Annotated in this window: 21 protein-coding genes; 11 read left to right on the top strand and 10 right to left on the bottom strand. The window is 67.2% G+C overall.

Features of this window, described 5'->3' with window-relative positions; translation table 11 throughout:
- The gene (locus MLE64_RS06125) at window positions 1-363 is read right to left on the bottom strand and encodes a DUF2203 domain-containing protein (protein WP_243316898.1); all 363 of its coding nucleotides are present in this window, start codon (window positions 361-363) and stop codon (window positions 1-3) included.
- A 28-nt stretch (window positions 364-391) separates the two neighbouring features.
- Here MLE64_RS06125 and MLE64_RS06120 point away from each other — a divergent pair, with 28 nt between their 5' ends.
- The 8 genes from MLE64_RS06120 (at window position 392) to MLE64_RS06085 (ending at window position 6,750) form a co-directional block, all read left to right on the top strand.
- Window positions 392-1,078, top strand: a complete 687-nt coding sequence (locus MLE64_RS06120) for a hypothetical protein (RefSeq protein ID WP_243316897.1) — start codon at window positions 392-394, stop codon at window positions 1,076-1,078.
- Window positions 1,075-2,208 (top strand): lipid-A-disaccharide synthase, encoded by a 1,134-nt coding sequence (gene lpxB / locus MLE64_RS06115; protein WP_243316896.1) that lies wholly within the window; start codon window positions 1,075-1,077, stop codon window positions 2,206-2,208. Before MLE64_RS06120 ends, lpxB begins: the two co-directional genes overlap by 4 nt.
- A gap of 238 nt (window positions 2,209-2,446) precedes the next feature.
- Window positions 2,447-3,232, top strand: a complete 786-nt coding sequence (locus tag MLE64_RS06110; protein WP_243316895.1) for a DUF5677 domain-containing protein — start codon at window positions 2,447-2,449, stop codon at window positions 3,230-3,232.
- A 154-nt stretch (window positions 3,233-3,386) separates the two neighbouring features.
- The gene (locus MLE64_RS06105) at window positions 3,387-3,914 is read left to right on the top strand and encodes a TlpA family protein disulfide reductase (RefSeq protein ID WP_243316894.1); all 528 of its coding nucleotides are present in this window, start codon (window positions 3,387-3,389) and stop codon (window positions 3,912-3,914) included.
- 150 nt (window positions 3,915-4,064) lie between these two features.
- Window positions 4,065-4,925 (top strand): hypothetical protein, encoded by an 861-nt coding sequence (locus MLE64_RS06100; protein WP_243316893.1) that lies wholly within the window; start codon window positions 4,065-4,067, stop codon window positions 4,923-4,925.
- A 53-nt stretch (window positions 4,926-4,978) separates the two neighbouring features.
- The gene (locus MLE64_RS06095) at window positions 4,979-5,467 is read left to right on the top strand and encodes a hypothetical protein (protein ID WP_243316892.1); all 489 of its coding nucleotides are present in this window, start codon (window positions 4,979-4,981) and stop codon (window positions 5,465-5,467) included.
- 61 nt (window positions 5,468-5,528) lie between these two features.
- Window positions 5,529-6,134 (top strand): TlpA family protein disulfide reductase, encoded by a 606-nt coding sequence (locus tag MLE64_RS06090; RefSeq protein ID WP_243316891.1) that lies wholly within the window; start codon window positions 5,529-5,531, stop codon window positions 6,132-6,134.
- 91 nt (window positions 6,135-6,225) lie between these two features.
- The gene (locus tag MLE64_RS06085) at window positions 6,226-6,750 is read left to right on the top strand and encodes a dihydrofolate reductase family protein (RefSeq protein WP_243316890.1); all 525 of its coding nucleotides are present in this window, start codon (window positions 6,226-6,228) and stop codon (window positions 6,748-6,750) included.
- A gap of 34 nt (window positions 6,751-6,784) precedes the next feature.
- Here MLE64_RS06085 and MLE64_RS06080 read toward each other — a convergent pair whose 3' ends face one another.
- Window positions 6,785-7,228, bottom strand: coding sequence for a cupin domain-containing protein (locus MLE64_RS06080; RefSeq protein WP_243295944.1), 444 nt, complete (start codon window positions 7,226-7,228; stop codon window positions 6,785-6,787).
- A 217-nt stretch (window positions 7,229-7,445) separates the two neighbouring features.
- On the opposite strand from MLE64_RS06080, the gene MLE64_RS06075 reads away from it, so the two are divergent.
- Window positions 7,446-7,961 (top strand): hypothetical protein, encoded by a 516-nt coding sequence (locus MLE64_RS06075; RefSeq protein WP_243316889.1) that lies wholly within the window; start codon window positions 7,446-7,448, stop codon window positions 7,959-7,961.
- 18 nt (window positions 7,962-7,979) lie between these two features.
- On the opposite strand, the gene MLE64_RS06070 is transcribed toward MLE64_RS06075, so the two are convergent.
- The 5 genes from MLE64_RS06070 to MLE64_RS06050 form a co-directional block, all read right to left on the bottom strand.
- Window positions 7,980-9,185: a hypothetical protein gene (locus MLE64_RS06070; RefSeq protein WP_243316888.1), complete on the bottom strand. Its 1,206-nt coding sequence runs from the start codon at window positions 9,183-9,185 to the stop codon at window positions 7,980-7,982.
- Between the two features lie 68 nt (window positions 9,186-9,253).
- Window positions 9,254-9,814 (bottom strand): hypothetical protein, encoded by a 561-nt coding sequence (locus MLE64_RS06065; protein WP_243316887.1) that lies wholly within the window; start codon window positions 9,812-9,814, stop codon window positions 9,254-9,256.
- Between the two features lie 130 nt (window positions 9,815-9,944).
- Complete coding sequence (gene tolA / locus MLE64_RS06060; protein ID WP_243316886.1) at window positions 9,945-10,760, bottom strand: cell envelope integrity protein TolA; 816 nt, start codon at window positions 10,758-10,760, stop codon at window positions 9,945-9,947.
- Window positions 10,757-11,200 carry an ExbD/TolR family protein gene (locus tag MLE64_RS06055; RefSeq protein ID WP_243316885.1) on the bottom strand — a complete coding sequence of 148 codons (444 nt, stop codon included), beginning with the start codon at window positions 11,198-11,200 and terminating at the stop codon, window positions 10,757-10,759. Before MLE64_RS06055 ends, tolA begins: the two co-directional genes overlap by 4 nt.
- 103 nt (window positions 11,201-11,303) lie before the next feature.
- A complete protein-coding gene (locus MLE64_RS06050; RefSeq protein ID WP_243316884.1) occupies window positions 11,304-12,068 on the bottom strand; it encodes a TetR/AcrR family transcriptional regulator in 765 nt (254 codons plus the stop codon).
- A 193-nt stretch (window positions 12,069-12,261) separates the two neighbouring features.
- Between MLE64_RS06050 and MLE64_RS06045 the strand changes: the two genes are divergently transcribed.
- Together MLE64_RS06045 and MLE64_RS06040 are read left to right on the top strand one after the other, a co-directional pair.
- Window positions 12,262-12,675: a response regulator gene (locus MLE64_RS06045; protein WP_243316883.1), complete on the top strand. Its 414-nt coding sequence runs from the start codon at window positions 12,262-12,264 to the stop codon at window positions 12,673-12,675.
- Between the two features lie 167 nt (window positions 12,676-12,842).
- Entirely contained in the window at window positions 12,843-16,379 is a 3,537-nt protein-coding gene (locus MLE64_RS06040; RefSeq protein WP_243316882.1) for a serine/threonine-protein kinase, read from the top strand.
- Here MLE64_RS06040 and MLE64_RS06035 read toward each other — a convergent pair.
- From MLE64_RS06035 to MLE64_RS06025, 3 genes are all read right to left on the bottom strand, one after another.
- On the bottom strand, window positions 16,369-16,662 hold the full coding sequence (locus tag MLE64_RS06035; protein ID WP_243316881.1) for a hypothetical protein: 294 nt from the start codon (window positions 16,660-16,662) through the stop codon (window positions 16,369-16,371). The two genes, MLE64_RS06040 and MLE64_RS06035, sit on opposite strands and share 11 nt — an antisense overlap.
- 142 nt (window positions 16,663-16,804) lie before the next feature.
- Window positions 16,805-17,659: an MBL fold metallo-hydrolase gene (locus tag MLE64_RS06030; protein WP_243316880.1), complete on the bottom strand. Its 855-nt coding sequence runs from the start codon at window positions 17,657-17,659 to the stop codon at window positions 16,805-16,807.
- A 135-nt stretch (window positions 17,660-17,794) separates the two neighbouring features.
- On the bottom strand, window positions 17,795-19,762 hold the full coding sequence (locus MLE64_RS06025) for an alpha-ketoacid dehydrogenase subunit alpha/beta (protein WP_423748248.1): 1,968 nt from the start codon (window positions 19,760-19,762) through the stop codon (window positions 17,795-17,797).
- Between the last annotated feature and the right edge of the window lie 129 nt (window positions 19,763-19,891).

Raw genomic sequence — 19,891 nt, 5'->3', positions numbered from 1 at the left:
TCAGGCCCGCACGCCGGGCCGCTGGTCGGCGGGCACGCGGGAGCGGAAGCCGCCTTCGTAGCTGTGCCAGTGGTCGAGGGCCTCCTCGGGGTAGGCCCAGCACCAGTAGCCGTCGCCGGCGTCGAAATCCACCAGCCACAGGCCCTTCACGTCGGCTTCCAGGTCCTGCATGCTCTGCTGCCAGGACTTGACCAGCACCTGCAGGCGCTCGCGCAGTTCCTCCACCCGGCGCCCGTCCCGGGCCTCCTCCGCCTGGGTGAGCTCCTCGGCGAGGCTGGCGGCCAGTGTGTAAACAGGTTCCGTCAATGCCTTCACTTGCGGCATCAGGGCCCGCGCTTCGTCCAGGGTGAAAATGCGGCCCATGGCACCTCCGATGCTCCATGATAAGCCGATGCGGTTCGTGCCCCAGATCCCTTCCCATGTTGATCCCGGTCCCTGGGTCCCCCTGGCGCCCCTGACCCTGCGGTGGGAGGGCGGCCTGCATCCCGACTGGTCCACCCTTGCGCGCCGAGGCTTGGCCATCCACGCCGTCCACCTGTCCAGCCAGTCGCCCGTGGAAGATGGGCTCGCGGTCCTCCACGCCTCGCTCGGCCCGGATTTCCTCATCCTGCCCGTCGTCCGTCCGCAGACCCGCGAGGCGGGCTTCCGCCTGCTGGGCCACCTGGAGACCCTGCTGGAGGCCGCCAGCGGCCGCGGCGCGAAGATCGCCCTGAGCATCGAGGGCGGGGCCGAGGGCGCCGTGCTGGACCTACTGACCCAGGCCAAGGCCGACGCCGTGGGCTTCTGCTGGCACCCGGGCACCCTGGACGCGGAGCGTCTGGCGGACCGCCTCTGGTGCGGCGTCTGCGGGCCGGCCTCGGACCTGCGCCCGCTCCAGAAGCTGGGCTACCGCTGGGACATGGCCCTGCCCGCGGAGGATCCCGCCACCTTCCATGCGCAGGCCGCCGCGCTGGCGGCCGCCCATCCGGAGGTGATCTTCCCCGAGGAGATCCTGCCCCCGGGCCTGGATCGCGCCGCCGAGCCGCCGGAGGGCTTCGCCTTCGGGCGGCACTGGGGTCCCACGGGGAACCGTTCATGACGAAGACCCTGCTGGTCATCGCGGGCGAGGACTCTGGCGACCTCCATGGCGCCGAGCTGCTGCGCGAGCTGAAGACCCGCCGGCCTGACCTGCGCCTCGTGGGTGTCGGCGGCCCGCGCATGAGCCCCTTCCTGGACCGCAAGCTGGCGGACGTGAAGGATCTCGCTGTCGTGGGCTTCGTGGAGGTCATCAAGCACCTTCCGCGCCTGAATCGGCTCTTCAAGGCCATCCTGGCCACCGCGGCGGAGGAGCAGGTCGCCGGAGCCCTGCTCATCGACTACCCGGGCTTCAACTTGCGGCTGGCCAAGGCCCTGCGGAAGCAGCTGCCCGCCGTGACCCTGCACCAGTACGTGTGCCCCCAGGTGTGGGCCTGGAAGAAGGGGCGCATCCCCGAGCTGGGCACGGTGCTGAACACGCTCTACTGCCTCTTCGACTTCGAACCCGAGCTGTTCCGCGGCTACCCCGTGGACGCCCGCTTCGTGGGCCACCCCCTGGTGGAGGTGGTGAAGCCCGAGTGCGACCGCGCCGCTTTCTTCGCGGAGACCGGCCTCGACCCCGCACGGCCCCTGGTGGCCCTGCTGCCCGGCAGCCGCAAGGGGGAGATCGAGCGCCTGCTGCCGCCCATGGCGGAGCTGGCCCGGCGCTGGCGCACGGCCCAGTCCGAGGTCCAGTGGGTGCTGCCCGTGGCCCCCACGCTGGAGTCCGCCTTCGTGCGCGCCCACCTGGGAGACGCGCCCGTGACGCTGGTGCAGGACCGCCCCTACGCCGCCCGCGCCCACGCGGACGCGGCCCTGGTGGCCTCCGGCACCGCCACCCTGGAGACGGCCCTGCTGGGAACCCCCTTCGCCATCGTCTACAAGCTGAACGCCCTCACCTACGAGATGGCCAAGCGCGTCGTGAAGGTCCCCCACTTCGGCCTCGCCAACGTCGTGGCCCGCCGCGAAGTGGCCCCCGAGCTGCTCCAGGGCGAGGTGAACCCCGGGCGGCTGGGCCTGGAGCTGACGCGCCTGCTGGACCCCGACACCGCCCGCCGCATCCGCGCAGACCTGGGCGAGGTGCGCGGCCACCTGGGCCAGCCCGGCGCCGCAGGGCGCGTGGCCGAGGACCTGCTGGGGAAGCTCCAGGCCTGAGGGCCATGACCGGGAGAGTCTGAGGGCCGCGGGGACACCACTCCGTTGATCCATGCTTCCCACTCCATTCTGGGTGGGAGGGCGGGGTATCCCCGTTCAACCCCGGTTTTGCCACCGTTCGGCGGGGAAAGGACCCCGTGATCTACAATGTCGGTATCGTTCCTTCATTCACGCCAGACGACGGACCCTGTGATGGGTTTGATCGTCTAATTCAAGGTTAGGCAATCTTGGAGACATAATGACTACCTTTGGAGAACAAGGTTTTCTGGCCGATGAATTCTCATTCTTCACTGATGTAGTGAATGTAAAACACGGTGAATTGATCTCGATTTGTATGGAATTAAATAAGCGGGCACAGGCATTTCAATATTCACTTGCTATTCATAATGAGCACCCGTCTGAAATCATTTGTTCAATATTATTTTCTAGGGTTCTTACAACATACCAAGGAGCACTGCTACTCTCCCAAAAGGGGATGAAGCACCAAATTCAAATGTTGATTCGATGCATACTCGAACCACTTTTTCCCCTTATCGCGATCTCAAAGGAATTAAATTTTGTAAACATATTTGTACTTTCAGAGGAACATGAACGATTGAAGGGAATCAATAAAATCATCAGATACAAGGAGAGAAACAACGATAGGGATGACCTTCAGGAATTAAAGAATCTCGCCGACAGTATCAAACAACACATACTCACCGAAAAGATAGTGTCTGTTAGCGCTTACGAATGCGCCCAAAAAGCAGGACTTCAGGACTATTACGACACGCTCTATTCATTCATGAGCATTACACTCCACGCCTCCCCCAGATCATTAGAGGAAGCACTGGAAATGGATCCCGAAAAAGTCTCGATCAAGGAGATCAAGAACGAGCCCGACCTTGAAATGTTTGATGCCCACCTCACCACCCTCGCTGATTGTTTGCTGAAAGCTGTGTTGGCCACAGCTGTGATTTTCGGAGTTGATGAACCCAAATTTGTTCAAGAAACTATTGACCAGTTACAAGGATTTCCGTCATAGATTGCCTAACCCTCCGCTCAAGTCTGACCCCGCCTGCATTACCTTCCGCTCTCTCTCATCATTTCGCTATCCCGGCTCCGCTCAGTGCCTCGGTGCAGGCGTGACCGCTTAGCTTCATTCGTTAGGCCTCCCACAAACCTTCATGGAGTTGCGTATGGTCCGAGCCCTGCTTGCAATCGCCCTTTGTCTGTCGACCGCCATGGCCGGTGATACAGAGCATTTCCCATTCGAGAAACGCATTGACCTGAGCAAACTTGGATTTGTTGATCAGAATGGGAAGAAATGCTTAATCGAAGACTTCAAAGGAAAAATTGTCATCGTAGATTTCTGGACTGTATGGTGTGGTCCCTGCAGGCGCTCACTCCCTGAGATCCATGCTCTTCAAAAGCAAGGCGCTGGAAAAGGGGACCTTGTCGTCATTCCTTGCAACCTCGATGATCAATACTGGCCTCAAGGTGTTGTTCAGTTCCTGAACAAGAATAAGAGCGCCCTTCCTGGGTTCACCTACTACCGGCCACAGATCGGCAAAAATGGTATCGGCACCAATCTCGGCGGAGATATCAATTCCTACCCCACAACCTTGATCATTGATCGCACAGGCAAGCTTGCAACGAGGTGGTCTGGCTATGGCGAGGGATTGATTGTTTACGAACTCAATCAAATTCTAAAAGAAAAGCCATAGCATTCATCGGTCTGACCCTCTCGCCCAACTCGGACCCCGCCTGCATTGCCTTCCGCCCTCTCTCAACCTTCCGTTCCCTCGTCTCCGTTCCTAGCCTCGGCTCAGACGGGGCCGATTCTTTCTTTCGTCAGGCCATCTTGAGATAGGAACATGCTCAAACAGCCCCTCCGAATCCTGTTGGCCTGCGCCTCCACGTTTGGTATTTGCCAGGGATTGCCGAGTCAATTAAAGCTAGGCGGATTCCAGTTGGGCCAGATTGCCAGGGTGGTCGAAGCCACCCTCGGGAAACCCTATGAGGAGCGGACCACCTCGGATGGCTGGCTGATCAAGGCCTTCTGGACCTCCGAAAAACACGATCACCTGCTGATTTTCGAGTTCGCGGCGCCCCAGAAGGATCGCATCACCGCGATCCAACTCTTCGGGAAGCCAACGCCGGGGGACGGAGGCCTCGCCGGTCTCACGCTCGGCTCGACCGAAAGCGAGGTGTTCAAGTCGCTCGGGCCACCCAGATCGAAATCGAAGTACATGGATGACGGCACCGAATACACGCGCCTCGACTACGCCGATCGAAATTACAGCTTAGAGCTCAATCATGATGGCTTGGTTGTCAGCATCAGAATTCTGGGATTCGATGGCTTCTCGAATGAGGTTCCGCCTCTACCCACCGCTGAAGGCTTGAAGAAGATCATGGCAAAGCAGGATCCGGCGGCTCTGGAAGCCATGCTTACGCCAGATTTCGAATTTTATAGGGGCGACAACATTATTTCTTATAATGGCCCCTCCGAAAATGAAATTCGCTCCAACCCCAAGATCAAGGAGGCCATCTATGGCCCGCTGGGTCTCAATGAGGCACTGTCAAGAAAAGACGCCCAGGAAGACCCCCAGATCAGGCTCTCCGAGAGCGGTGTCTTCCATGTCATCAAATTCCCGAAGAGCGCTGTTCTTAATGAGATCGTCTTTGCTCTATTTGCAGGCAGTTGGCGGATCTATGAAGTCAGCTTCAAGCCTTAGCACACAGGCCTGACCATCCACTCGAATTGCACCGCGCCCACAAAGGATCTTCCATGGATGACCTGTCAAATCCGTACGCCCCGCCAGAGGCCTTGCTCGCAGATCCCGGGGTTGAAGCTGTCCCTGGAAAACGGCAGCCGATCTACACCCCGTTCCAGGTGCGTCTGGCCTCCTTCCTCGGGGGCCCGTTCGCAGCGGTGTTCACCCTCCACCAGAACTTCAAGGCGCTGCAGGACACCCAGGGCCAACGCCTGACGCTCTGGCTCGGGATCGCCTTCAACGTGGCGCTGGTGGCCTTGCTGCCTTTCCTGCCTGAACGCTTTCCGCGGCAGCTGATTCCGCTGCTCTATTCCATTGCCGCCGGCGGCGTCGCCAGCGCCAAGCAGCTCTCCAAAGCGCAGCTCGAGGCTTCGGAGCAGTACCAGCGCCGCTCCGGCTGGAACGTCACCGGGGTCGTTCTCGTCTCACTCATCGCCTTCTGTCTCGTGGTTTTCCCGTTGTACATCCTCCTCGACCGTTGGGGCCTCTTCCCGCCCGGTTGACCGGCCGCTCGGCCGCATCTGCCACTCCCTGGTACCCGACCCAATCCCGAAAGGCCTCTCCATGACTTCCGCGCGACTTCTGCTGGCCGCGGCGCTTTCGACGTTGGCGCTCCTGGGCCAGGCCCCGCCCGCCTCCAAGCCCGAGGGGGCCTCCGCCCCCACCGTCCAGGCTCCGCAGGGGCTGCGCCCTGCCGAGGCGTTCAAGGCCCGGATCGGCCAGCCGGTGGCCGACGTCCAGTTCTCGGATCTGGAGGGGAAGGCGTGGTCCCTGGCGGCCCTGCGGGGGAAGGTGGTCTACCTCAACGTCTGGTTCACGGGGTGCCCGCCCTGCGTGAAGGAGATCCCCGACCTAAATGCTCTCCATGCCAAGCTCGGATCCCATCCGGACCTGGTCATGCTGGCCCTGGCCTACGATGACGAGTCGAAGGTCCGGGCCTTCCTGAAAACCCGGCCCTTCCAGTTCCCGGTGGCCTGCATCCCGTTCGCGGCGCTCAAGCAGCTGGCCATGTCGGGCTCCAGCGTGGCGTTCCCGACGCACCTGATCCTCGACCGCCAGGGAAACCTCGCCGTGGCCAGCACGGGCGGGAGCGAGCAGATCAGCCGGGATCTGGCCTTCTCCCTCGGCCAGGTGCTTGGCGCGCCGGCAAGCCCCTCGACCGGGCGCTGAGGTCCCGATCCGGGCGCTGGGAGGCGCCTGGCCCCAGGCAAATCCGGTCACTTTTACCCACCCGGCGCCACCCAAAGAGGTGGAGGGCCTGATGACGGTATCCGTTTTTGTGGGGGCGAGCGTGGACGGGTTCATCGCCCGCCCGAACCACGACCTGGACTGGCTGCCGGAGGGGGGCGGAGAAGACCACGGCTTCCAGGCATTCCTGACGGGCGTGGATGCGGTGGTCATGGGGCGCAACACCTTCCGGAAGGTGATGACCTTCGACCCCTGGCCCTACGGCGCCAAACGGGTGGTGGTGCTGAGCGGCCAGCCACTAAAGCTGCCGAGCGCCATCGGACGGGTGGTCGAGCAGATGGCGGGCCCGCCAGCGGAGATCGTGGCCCGGCTGGCGGAGCGTGGGGTCACGAATCTCTACGTGGACGGCGGCATCACCATCCAGCGGTTCCTGCGGGCGGGGCTGGTGGACCGCCTCATCCTCACGCGGGTTCCCGTGTTGATCGGCGAGGGCATCCCGCTCTTCGGCACCCTGCCTCACGACATCCAGCTGCGGCACGTCGCCACCCGGTCCTTCCCCAGCGGCTTGGTCCAGAGCGAGTACCAGGTGCTCCGCTGACCGGGTGGCGCGATCCCGTCTGGACGAGCCTGGACTAGTGGCCCGCCGGCTTATTGTCGTACTTGCCGGGCTGCTCGACGTAGACCACGGCCCCGTCCGGCTGGCTGTTCGAGTGGGGATGGTTCGCCGGGATGAAGACGTAGGAGCCTGGACCGTAGGGCTGCTCGTGGTCGGGGTCGCTCCCGTAGCGGAAGGTGCCCGACACCACCACGAGCCTCAGGGCGCTGGAGTGGGCGTGGACGGGGCTCTTGCTGGCCACGGGGAACTTGACGAAGCCATGCCAGGCCCCCTTGGCATGGAGGCCCTCCACATCGGCCACCATCACGCCGACGCCCTTGGCCGCCAGGTCCTCCCACGGGAGCTTGTCGGCGGCCAGGGTGACCTCCCCGCTGTGCTTCTCGCCGCCGTGGGCGAAGGAAAGGGTGCCGGCAACCAAGGCCGCGGAAAGCACGACCAGCCCGGAAGGTGAGATCTTCATTGCTTCCTCCTGGTAGAAAGCCCGCATGGGCTGTCAGACGATAGTCCTCCGTCTTGTTTGTCGCAACAGGTAGATTGCCGGACGGCAGGGGTGGATTCCCCGCCGGGAGGGAGGCAGGGGAAGGCCTTTCCAGAGGCGATGTCCTGGGCGCTTGTGATGTCCCTAAACCCATCCCGGGCTTGGAGCATCTTAGGGATGGATGTGCGCGGAGGTGCCCATGCTTCCCAGTCTGCTGATGCTTCCCATGGTGGTCCTCCAGGCCCCGGCGCCCCTGCCGGTGGTGGAGGCCAAGGACCTTCCCAAGGCCCCTCGGGGTCCCATGACCCCCCATCGCCCGGATCCCGGCGGCGAGGCCAGCATCCTGGGCGAGACCCGGCACGGGGCCCGGAAAGGGCCGTCCATCCCGGCCCTCCAGTTGCCTGCGGGCAGCGTCCGGGTGACGGACAAGGTCCCCGATATGAGCGGGCGGCGGGCCTTCGCCATCGAGGTGCCGGCGGGCGGCAAGGTGAAGGCCCAGGTCGTGGAGGGCCGAAAGGCCTGGTTCCGGGTGCTGGCCGTGAACGCCTGGGGGCGCGACGAGCCGGGGCTGCTCCAGAACCGGATCCCCACCGGCGAGCCCCAGGCCACCTATGAGAACCCCACGAAGGAGACGCGCACCATCTACTTCATCGTGGACACCCTCGACGCCAACATGGTCGGCGAGCCCTACACGCTGGAGGTCACCCGGAACTAGGGCCGACCCCCCGCGGATCTACAGCGCCTTCGGCGGATCCCCGGGCAGGTGCTGGAGCCGGAGGGGCAGGGCGTCACGGAAGGCCTTCCGCAGGCCCTCGGGGGCGCTCCGCCAGGCCTTCAGGGCGGCGGCGCGGGTGGGGTAGGTCCCGTAGCAGGCCTGCCACCAGCGGAAGCCGTCCGGCCGCACGTAGGGCAGCACCAGCACGTCCGGCGCCTTGGGGCCCGCGGCCCTGGCCACCACCTTCAGGCCCTCGGCGCGGCCGGAGACCACGAGGCGCAGGGTCCAGGCGCCCTGCGCCGCAACGGCCCGCTGGGCGGCGCCCCGGTGCAGGGCTTCCTGCAGGTCCATGCGCTCCAGCGGCTTCACGGCCTCTTCCGGATCGGCCAGGTCCTTCTCTGTGAGCACGCGGCGCGGCGCTTCCACCTGCACCTCGAGGCTGCGGGAGGACCCGCCCATGAGGTTGCTGACGCTGAGGGTGTAGACCGTGGTCTTGTCGGGGACCACGGCGATGCTGGACTGGCCGTCCAGCTCCAGGCCGCCGGGCTCGAGGCGCACCTTGGCGTCGCCCTGGCAGATCCACTTGAGGTCCACCTGCTCGCCGGGCTTCACCACGGTGCGGCTGGCCTCGAAGCTGCACACGCTGGCGATGGGCGTCTTGGCCGCCGCCACGGCCCGGCGCCCCAGCACCGCCACCTCCAGCGTGCGGCTCTGGCCGCCGGCGGCGTTGTTGGCGGTGATGGTGTAGCGGGTGCTCTCCAGGGGCGTGACGGTGACTTCGCTCTTGCCGTCCAGCTCGAGCCCGCCGGGCTCCAGGCGCACCTTGGCGCTGCCCGCGCATTCCCACTTCAGCACCACGGGCTCGCCCGGCAGCACAGCCTTGGTGCTGGCGTCGAAGGCGCAGATGCGGGCGGCCTCGCCCAGGGGCATCCCGGGCGTCACGCGCACCTCTGCGTGGCCGAGTTCTGCGCCGCCGGACTCGGCGCCGGGCCCCGCGTCGAAGAGGCTGTACCTCGTCGTGTAGGAAGGCCGCACCGTCACCTGGGACCGTCCCGGCAGGATCATGCCGCCAGGTTCCAGGCGCACCTGGGTCGACCGGGGGCAGGTCCAGGTCAGCAGCACGGATTCGCCCGGGCGGATTTCGCGCGGCTCGGCGGTCACGGTGCAGGGCGGCTGGGCCTGAAGAAACCCGAGGGCCACCGTCATCCAGAGGGCTGAGCGCATCAGGGGAGTTTAGTGCACCCGACCTCCCGGCGCCCTGGCGTTTTGTCGGACATCACCAGTTCGGATCCCTACATCCGCAGGCTGGTTTCCGCGGCCACGCCCGGGTCCTCCAGCAGGGTCTCGAGCAGGAGCAGGTACCACCCGATGGCGGACAGCAAGGCGGGATCGGCCAGGCGCCGGTGGGGCTGGGAGATGTCCACCAGGGCGAGGGGGGTGTCCTCCGGGGCCGACCGGCTGGTGCCGTCCGGGTTCAGGGTGAGCTGGACCAGCGGCAGGCCGTCCGCGTCCAGGAAGGCCGCGCCGGGGTGGATGCCTCCGATGCGGACCCAGTCGAAGGTCTCGTCACCCTGGAAGACCAGCTTCCCGTTCCCCACCAGGTGGGGATGGAACATGGCCAGGTCCGTCTTGGAGCCCGCCTGGCGGAGGGTGACGGAACTTGCCGGGAAGCGGCTGTGCTTGAGGGTCCAGGCCCCGCCGGTGGTTTCCACCCTGGCCAGGGTGGGATCCTCGGGAAGGAAGGCGAGGGTGGCGGCGGTTCCTTCCCTGGTCTCCAGGCTGAAGGTGGGACCGGCTGCGCCGGTCTTCTTCCAGGCGAGAGAGGCGGATGCGAGGTTGATGAGCGCTGGCATAAATCCCCCTTTCTGGGGCGCTGATGCGCACACCCCAAAGGTAGGCCTGGAATGGCCCCCTGGAGGGGCGGAGAGAGGGCGTCCGACCGACCCGCTTCAGGCCGGGCCGGTGGCTGCTCGGGGTTCCTGCTCAGTTCCCCAGGTACGTAAACCAGAACCTCACACCCAGGTACGAGCCGTCATAGCCGTCCGGCAGCCGCTGGAGGGGCGCGGCGCGGAGGACGGCCATGCGGGCGCTCTCGTCCATGGCGGCGTTGCCGCTGGGGATCTCCACCCGCACCCGGTCGAGGCTGCCGTCCCGGGCGATGCGGAAGTAGATCTGCACGCGGCCCTGGGTACTGGAGACGCGGTTCCAGTTCGACGTGATGCGTGCCTGGACCTGCTGCAGGTACCACACGAAGGGGAAGTTGCCGTCCACCCCGCCCACCAGGCCCACGCCGCCCTGGACGCCGGAGGTGGGGTTCAGGCCCGGGATGCCCGAGCCGGCGCCGAAGGCCGCGCCGTTGCCCGAGCCCACGGCGCCGGCCACGGGATTGGGTGAGGCGGTCTTGCCCTTGGCGGCGGTGGTGCCCGTGCCGGTGCTGGCGGCGTCCTTGCTGTCGCCCTTGGCGGCGGATTTGGTGGTTTTCGTGGCGAAGGGATCCGGGGCCGTGGCCGATGGGGCGGTGTTCCGCACCGGCGCCACCTCCTCCACGCGCCGCAGGCGCTCGCCGGTCTTGCCCACCTCCATGGCGTCGGAGCCGCCGGACTGGCCGCCCATGGCCGCGGGCAGGTTCACCCAGGTGACCTTGACCTCCTCGGCCTTCTCGCCGCCGCCGCCCCGGGGCCAGAAGAAGGCCACGCCGATGGTCAGGTGCAGGGCCAGGCTCAGGGCCAGCCCGGGCCCCCAGCGGAGCTCGCCCAGGTGGGCGCGGCTGCGGAGGTAGGCCTGGAGGTCCTGGCTCATTTGGTTCCGGTGGCTGAAGCGGCGGTGGGCGCGGCGATGGGGGCGGCGGCGGTGACGAAGCCCACCTGCGTGAAGCCCGCCTCGCGGATGGCGTCCACCACCTGGATGACGCGGCCGTAGGGCACGTTGTGGTCGGCCCGCACCAGCACGGGCCGCTTGCCGCCGGACTGGGCCCGGGCCTTGAGCTGGTTGGCCAGCACGGGCAGGGCCAGGAAGGCCTGGTCGAACTGGAGGCGGCCGTCGAAGGTGATGGAGACCGTCAGGGCCTCACTCTCCAGGTTCCGGCCCGTGCGGCTCTCCGGCAGCTTCACGTCCACGCCCGTCATCATCATGGGGGCCGCGATCATGAAGATGATCAGCAGAACCAGCATCACGTCGATGAGGGGGGTCATGTTGATGTCGGCCATGGCGCCGCGCCTGCTGCCTGGGGTGAATGACACGGGGACCTCGCACGTCTGGGTACCAGTCTACCGCCTGCCAGGTCTGCTGTCGGCGCGGCTGGATCCCGTGGCTCGTGGCTCACGGCTCCGGATTGGGCGCGGGCTATCGGGGCCGCTGGCGCTTGAAGATCCGCGCCAGGATGGCCTCCCGCCTGGATGGCCCCACCGGGGCGCCCGTGATGGCCACGGGGTCGGGCGCGTCGGCGGCGAGGGGGTGGCTTCCGCTCACTGGAACCTCGCGCCGCAGTCCGGACTGCAGAATGGGCCGGAGGAGTTTCCGCGCCATGGATTCGAGATCCCCGAGGGGGCACGCGGGATGGGCCAGGGCCATGTCGGCGACGCCACGCACCACGTGCAGGCTCAGGTGCACGACCGGCCCCAGGGCCTGCTCGGAGAAGCGGCTTCCGTAGCGCAGGAGGATCTCCTGCCGGAGGGCCTCCTCCAGACCCTCGGCATGAGTGGCCAGGGAGCCCAGGCGATGGGCTTTCAGGTAGGCGTTCACCGTCGCATGGAGCTGGAGATTTTCCTTCAGGTTTCCCACCGTGGCCCGCGCCAGGGCGGCGCTGAGCGCCATGGTGATGCCCTCGGCATCTGCCAGGGAATCCCAGGCCAAGGTCTGGACGTGGCCACGGAACGCCAGTTCGTCCGCACGCCGGAGCCGGTCGAAGAGGGCGATGGCCACATCGTCCCGTCCCGCGGGGAAGTAGTTGTACAGGGTCTGGTTGCCCACGCCGGATAGGGCGAGGATGTCCCGCAGGGTGATGGCGTCGGCGGGGAACTGGCGGAACAGGCCCGCCGCGGCCTCGAGGATGGCGGTGTACGAGGCTTGGCCCGCGTGCTTCGGCTCGAGGCCCCGCAACAGTCGCATCCGCTCGTCCATGACGAGATCCCCCCTCTCCACCGTCCCCACCATACGGTTGGCGAGGCCCATGGTTTCTAGAACGGCTGTTGGGGTCGTCAACGTAAATGCCGATCATCACAAGACTAACGACCATGGTGACCCTGGAATCGAGCCATTCGGGCCCTAACGATAGACTGGACAACAGATCGATGAGACCCCCATGCCTGCAGTCGGGAAACCCGAGCCTGACCCGGAGACGGCTTTGCCTGCCGCGTGCGTAGCCGCGCGCGCCGTGGTCCTCCTTGTGGACGACGACGCCTCGATCCAGGATTCCGTAGGCGCCATCCTGGATTTCCTGGGCTTCAAGCCCGTCATCGCCGCCACGGGGGAAGCGGCGCTGGACCTCCTGGAGGGGGGACTCCAGCCCGCGGTGACGATCCTGGACATGGACATGCCGGGCCTGGGCGGCGCCGGCACGCTGCCACGCCTCCGCGCCCTCCGCCCGGACCTTCCCGTGGTGATCTCGACCGGCCGCGTCAACCTCGCCGTCCTGGAGCTGGTGGGGCGCTACCCCGGGGTGAGCCTGATGCCGAAGCCCTTCAGCCTGGCCGACCTCAAGAGTCACCTCGTCTGATGGCAGGGAGGGGCGGGAGGAGGAGGGCCGCCTCCATAGGCACGGGTGTCTGTCATATGGTCTTAAATTGACAAATTGATCCTTGATTCCGAGTGGGTCTAACGTGCCATGATTCGATTCTGAATATCGGTCTCCGCCGCCAACTTCTCGCCCTGGGAGCTGCGCAGATGGATGAAGACCCGAAGGCGCGTCACCTGGATCCCTTGTTGTCCCGGGCCGAGACCCTGGATGGCCGCGAGCCCAAGTCCGAGCCTGGGCCCGGGCCTGGGTCAGCGCCCGGGAGCGGCCTGACCCTGGACGCGCCCGTTCGCGCGGCCGGATCTGGCCCGCCGGCCTTCCCGGTGCCGGGCTGGGACCGCTACGAGTGCCTGGGCTTCCTGGGGCAGGGTGGCATGGGCAAGGTGTTCCGCTGCCGCGATCGCCGCCTGGGCCGCATGGTGGCCATCAAGTTCGTGCGCCTGGACGACGACCGCCACCTCGCGCGCTTCATGCTGGAGGCCCGGGCCCAGGCGCGGGTGGATCACGAGCACGTGTGCAAGGTCTTCGAAGTGGGCGAGGTGGAGGGCCGGGTCTTCATCGCCATGCAGTGTCTCGGTGGGCGGCCCTTCGACCTGGCGGCCGCCGAGCTGTCGCTGGAGCAGCGGGCCATGGTGGTGCGGGACGCGGCCCTGGGCGTCCAGGAGGCCCACCGGGTGGGGATCATCCATCGGGACCTCAAGCCCTCCAACATCATGGTGGAGCGCACGGAGGACGGCGCCCTGCGCACCTTTGTCATGGACTTCGGGCTGGCCCGGGACTGGGACCAGGATGTCACCGAGACGGGCTCGGTGCTGGGCACGCCCTCCTACATGTCCCCGGAGCAGGCCCGCGGAGAGGTCTCGCGGCTGGACCGCCGCACGGACATCTACAGCCTGGGCGCCACGCTCTACCACGCCGTGACTGGGCGCCCGCCGGTCACCGGAGCCAACGCGCTGGAGATCCTGGGCGCCATCGCCGCCCATGAGGTTCCGTCCATGCGCGGGCAGGGCCTGGACGTTCCCCGCGACCTGGAGGCCATCACCCTCAAGTGCCTGGAGAAGGAGCGCGGCCGCCGCTACGAGTCCGCCCGCGCCCTCGCCGAGGATCTCGACCGCTTCCTCGCCGGGGACCCGGTGCTGGCACGGCCCACGGGGCTCTGGTACCGCGTCCAGCGCAAGCTCCGCAAGCACCGGCAGCTGGCGGCCGTGGGCGCCGTGGCCGCGCTGGCCGTGCTGGTGGCCCTGGGCGTCGCGGTGAAGACGCGACGCGACGCCAGCCGCCGGGAGCGCCTCGCCCAGCAGTTTACCGAGGCCACTGCCCGCATCGACGCCACGGCCCGCTACTCCGCGCTGTCGCCGCCCCACGACATCCGGCCAGATCTTCAGGCCGTGCGGGACCAGATGACCCGGCTCCAGGCCGACATGGCCCAGGCTGGCGCCATCGCCAACGGGCCGGGCCACTACGCCCTGGGCCTGGGCCACTGGACGCTGGACGACGTGGAGAAGGCCCGGGAGCACCTGCAGATGGCATGGGACGCGGGCTACCGGCAGCCCCGCGTGGCCTACGCCCTGAGCCTCGCCCTCGGCCAGCAGTACCGGGACCGGCTCCTGGAAGCGGAGCGCATCGCCTCCGCGGATCAGCGGGAGGCCCGCCTGCGGGAAGTGGAGCGCACCCTGCGGGATCCGGCCCTCGCCTTCCTCCGCCAGGCCAAGGGCGCGGACGTGCCCTCGCCCGCCTACCTGGAGGCGCTGCTGGCCTTCTACGAAGGGCGGCTGGGCGAGGCCCTGGTTCGGCTGAAAGCTCTGGGCACCGAGCAGCCCTGGTTCTACGAAGCACCCTTGTTGCGGGGTTCCCTCCTGCAGGCCCAGGCCTGGCAGAAGTGGAACCAGGGCGACCGGGAGGGCGCGCATCGGGACTTCGAGGAGGGGCGTCAGGCTCTGCAAGCCGCCGCCGCCACCGGGCGCAGCGTGCCCGCCGTGTACGCCGCAACCGCCGATCTGGAGAACAACGCCTTCTTCATGGAGAAGTACGGGCAGGGGGATGTCCAGGGGCCCTTCGACCGTGGCATGGCGGCCCTGGATACCGCGCTGCGGCTCCAGCCGGACCATGTGCCTTCCCTGATCCTCCAGGCCGCGCTGCAAGGCAACCTGGCGGATGTGCGGGCGACTCGCGGCGAGGATGCCGTGGACCTCGCCCAGGAAGCGGTGGCGGCCTGCTGGAAGGCCGTGACCGCAGGCCCCGCCCGGGCGGACGCGCGGGTGGCCCTGGGCAAGGCCTACTACCTGCTGGGGAATGCCCGTCTCCAGCGCAGCCTCGACCCGACGGAGCCCCTCTCCTGGGCCCTCGCCGCCTTTGACGGGCTCTCGGAGGAAAAGCGCGACTACTCGGTGTGGAACCACATCGGCCTGGTGCGCCGGGCCCTCGCCCAGTTCGAGGACAGCCAAGGCCGGGATCCCTCCGCGCACCTCGGCGCGGCCATCGAGGGGTTCCGGGCGGCCACCCGGATGGAGCCGCACCTCCTGCCGGCCTGGATCAACCTCGGCGCCTGCCTGGAACAGCGGGCCGGGCTTCCCGCCGCCGCCCGGCCCGAGGCGGACCTCCAGGGCGCCATCGAGGCCCTGGATCGGGCCCGCGCCCTGAATCCCAAACACTTCGTCCCCTACTTCCTGCTGGGGAAGGTGGCCTATGCCCAGGCCCTCCGAGCCCGGGCGCGGGGGGAGGATGCCCGGTCGCTGCTGCAGCGCGCCGCCGAGCTGAACCGCCAGGGCCTGGCCATCAACGCGGCGATTCCCAACCTCCACAATGGGGAGGGCATGGCCTGGTCCGAGCTGGCCCGGGAGGCCTGGGAGCGGGGGGAGGATCCGGCTTCCTGGAGCGATCGGGCGAGGGCCTGCTACCGGCGGGCGATCCAGGCGGCCCCGGCCCAGTCCTACGGCTACCTGAACCTCTCCGACCAGCTCATCACGGAGAGCCGGTGGTCGGCTTCCCCGCGGACCCTGGCGGAGGCCGAGACGGTGGTGCAGCAGGGGCGTCGCGCCGCTCCGGGGAGCCAGGGGCTCCTCGACAATGCCGGCCACTGCTGCGCCCTGCGGGTGGCCTGGGCGGTGCGCACGGGGGCGGATCCCCGCGCCCAGGTGCAGGCGGGAGAGGCCATCCTGGCCCAGTCCCTGGCCATGGATCCCAAGAACCGCGACACGTGGCACAACCTGGGGCAACTCCGGGCCGCCTACGCCCAGTGGAAGGCCACCTGGGCCCGGGCGGCGGAGGCGGATTTCGTGGCCGCACGGGATGCCTTCGATCACGCGCTGGCCGTGGATCCCGCCTCGCAGGAATCCTTGCTGGCGCTGGGGCAGCTCTGGCGCGCCCAGGCCGAATGGGAGCAGGCCTGGGGACGGGACGCAGGCCCGGCCCTGGCCCAGGGGCAGGCCAAGGCGGAGTCCCTTCTCCGGGCCCGTCCCCGCTGGGCCGAGGCCTTGGCCCTCCGGGCCACACTGCGCCTTCTTGAAGCGGAGCGATCCCCGCGGGAGGGGCGCCGGGAAGGAGCGCGGGAGGCCCTGAAGGACCTGGCCGCGTCCACGGGCGAGAACCCCCATCTCGCGCGGGTTCTCGCCCCCTGGGAGGACCGGGCCCGGCGGCTGGAGCGCGGGGAACCGGCGACGGCCGGCGTGGTGCGCCTCAGCCGGTGACGTTGATGGTGCCGCTGTCCTTGGTCAACTTGGGTGAAGGCGGTAGGGACACGATGTAGTCCCCGTCGGTGACCGTCGCCAGCACCGGGTAGATGTTCGTCCCGGTCGTGTTGGGGTCCACCGTGCAGGTGGTCTGGCCGAAGAGCGCCGAGCTGCTGAGGGTCACCGAAGTGGGCGCCCCCTGGCCGCTCTGCACGAAGTGCACGGAGTCCTGGTTCTTGTTCACCGACAGCGTGTTCGGATTGAACCCGTCGGATTTGACGTTCATCTGCTTGGTGGCCATGGAGCCTCCAGAGAAGAAAGTTGGGAGGATGCCAAGGGCCCAGGGTGGACCCAGGCTGATCGGGTACGGCGATCCAGCCTAGTCTCATCCTGGAATAAATCGAATCTATTTGTTGGAACAGCCGGTTTGTGCCCTTACCGGCCTACACCTGGACCGGAGCCACCACGTACTTCCCCTTGGCGTCCCGGCTGACGGTGCCGGCGGGGAACTCGGGGTCGTGCTCGAAGACGCAGACGGTGCCCGTGCCCGTCACCTCGTCCAGCAGTTTCTGGCGCTCGTTCACGCAGGTCACCACGTCCAGGTCGTAGCCCATGCACCAGGCGGGCTGGATGTGGCGGGCCGTGGGAATGAGGTCCGCCAGGTAGACCAGGCGCTTCCCGCCGCCTTCGACGATGACGTTCTGCAGGCCCTCGATGTGGCCCGGGGCGGGGCGCACGGAGATGCCGGGCAGGATCTCCGCGATGCCGTTGACGGTATCGAGGAGGCCCGCGGCCTCCAGGGGCTCCCAGTTCTGCGGGAGGTAGCTGGCCTTCACGCGCAGGTGGGGGTGCTTCGCGTCGGCGAGATCCTTCGCCTGCACCACATAGCGGGCGTTGGGGAAGCTGGGCACCACCTTCCCGTCGCCGTCGAAGCGCGTGCTGCCGCCCGCATGGTCGAAGTGCAGGTGGGTGAGGATGCAGAGGGTGATGTCCTCGGGCTTCACGCCGTGCTTCGCCAGGTTCGCGTCCAGCACGCCCCGGCCCTCGAACTTGAAGCGGGCCATGAAGTCGTCGCTCTCCTTGTCCCCGTTGCCGTTGTCCACGAGGATGACGTGCTTTCTTCCGTCCACCTCGCCGCGGATCAGCAGGCAGTTGGTGGCCATGAGGATCTGGTTCTCTTCGTCGGCGGGGTAGAGCTTGTTCCAGACGACCTTCGGCACGGTGCCGAACATGGCGCCGCCATCCAGCCGGAAGGTGCCGCCGCTGACGATCTGGACATCCCAGGGACCGAACTGCATGGGTGACTCCTCAGGGGAAGAGACTGGAACCGCGAAAGGCGCGAATGGGCGCGAAATAAAGAAAGGGCAAAGGCCCATGCCTTGGATGCTTTTCGCGTGCCCGCAGGGCTTCGCGTGTTTCGCGGTTGCTTCTTCTTAGAACGCCAGCACCTTGCGCGCGGCGGCCAGCACCTTGTCGGCGTTGGGGAGGATGGCGCGCTCGAGGATTCGGTTGAAGCCCACGGGCGTGAACTCGGAGCCCACGCGCTCCACGGGCGCGTCGAGCCAGACGAAGCACTCGGAGGCGCAGATGGCCGCCAGCTCACCGCCGAAACCGCCGAAGACCTTGTCCTCGTGGGCGATGAGCACGCGGTGGGTCTTCTTCACGGACTTGAGGATGGCAGGCGTGTCCAGGGGGCTGAGGCTGCGGAGGTCGATCACCTCGGCGGACTTGCCTTCCTTCTCCAGCTTGGCCGCGGCTTCCAGGGCGAAGTGGACCGGCGTGCCGTAGGCGAGGATGGTGAGGTCCGTGCCTTCGCGGCGGACGCGGGCCTTGCCGAAGGGCACGGCGAAGTCCGGCGGCACCACGGCCTGGGCCATCTTCGCGTTGTAGAGGAACTTCGGCTCGAGGTAGAGGGTGGTGCCGCGGCTGCGCAGGGCCGTGCGCAGCAGGCCCGCGGCGTCGTCGGCGAAGGCGGGCACCACCACGCGGATGCCGGGCAGGGTGGTGAGCCAGCCTTCGACGTTCTGCGAGTGGTAGAGGCCGCCGCCGATGTAGCCGCCGGAGGCCAGGCGGATGGTGACGTTGGGGGAGAACTGGCCATTGCTGCGCCAGTAGTCGTGGCTGCACTCCACGATCTGCTCGGCGGCGGGCCAGATGTAGTCGGCGAACTCGGCGCCCTCCACCACCACGCGGATCTTGTCGTCCAGGCGGGAGAAGCCGTTGGCGGTGCCGACGATGAAGTCCTCGGCGATGGGGGCGTTGAAGACCCGCTTCTCGCCGAACTCCTGCTGCATCCCCTTCGACACGTTGAAGATGCCGCCCTTCTCCTTGTTGGCCATGTCCTGGCCCCAGATGAAGGTGTCGGGGTTGTGGCGGAACTCCTCCTTCAGGGTCTGGTTGAGGGCGGTGATCACGCTGACGGGGCTGCCCTCGGCGTGGTGCGTGCCGTCCGGATACTGCGCGGAGATCCAGCCCTCGGGGATGACGAAGTCGTAGATGGTGGCGGGATCGGGGTTCGGCGCGGCCATGGCCTTGTCGTGGGCCGCCAGGTAGCGGGCCTGGTTCTCCGTCTCGATGGCCTTCAGCTCCTCCTCCGCGAGGCCGTTCGCCAGACAGTAGGCGCGGAAGCGGGGCAGGGGATCCTTGGCCTTCGCCTCGGCCCGCTCCGCGTCGTCGCGGTAGAGCTCGTGGCGGTCCGAGTTCGAGTGGCTGCCGATGCGCACGCACATGGCGTAGACCATGGCCGGGCCCTGGCCGGTGCGGATGTGGGCGATGGCCTCCGCCATGGCGCGCATGGAATCCAGGAGGTCCAGCCCGTCGCACTTGATGATCTTCAGGTTGGAGTAGCCGCTGAAGTTGTCGCAGATGTAGTCGTTGGCGCTCTGGTCGTGCTTGGGCACGGAGATGCCGTAGCCGTTGTCCTGGACCACGAAGACCACGGGCAGCTGCTCGCGGTCGGCGCCGTTGATGCTCTCGGAGCAGTAGCCTTCGGACAGCGAGGATTCGCCCTGGCTGCAGAACACCACGCTGTCGCGGCCATAGTACTTCACCGCGCGGGCGAGGCCCACGGCGTGCTGGGTGTGGTTGCCCGTGAGGCTGGACACGTTCTGGATGCCGATGGACGGCTTCGCGAAGTGGTTGCTCATGTGGCGGCCGCCGCTGGCGGGGTCGGTAGCCTTGGAGATGCCGTTGAGGATGATCTCCTCGGGCGTGAGGCCCGCGGCGAGGCAGGTCATCATGTCGCGGTAGTAGGGGAACAGGAAATCCTGGCCCGCGCGGAAGGCCAGTCCGGCGGCCAATTGGATGCCGTCGTGGCCCGCGCACGGAGCGTGGTACGACCAGCCGATGGCCTGCTTCAGGTAGTTCGGCGCCTTGTCATCCAGGATGCGTCCGAGGTGCATCAGTTCGTACCATCGGGCGAGGTCCTCGCGGCCGGGGGCGCCCTGGCCCTCCAGCGCGTTGAGGGCCGCTTTCACCAAGGTCGGAGTTTCCAACATCCACCTCCACGGGGCCGGGTTCCACCGGCTGTG

Source organism: Geothrix paludis (genome assembly GCF_022808815.1).
Taxonomy (GTDB): Bacteria; Acidobacteriota; Holophagae; order Holophagales; family Holophagaceae; genus Geothrix; species Geothrix paludis.
This window is presented reverse-complemented; position numbering and strand designations above follow the sequence as displayed.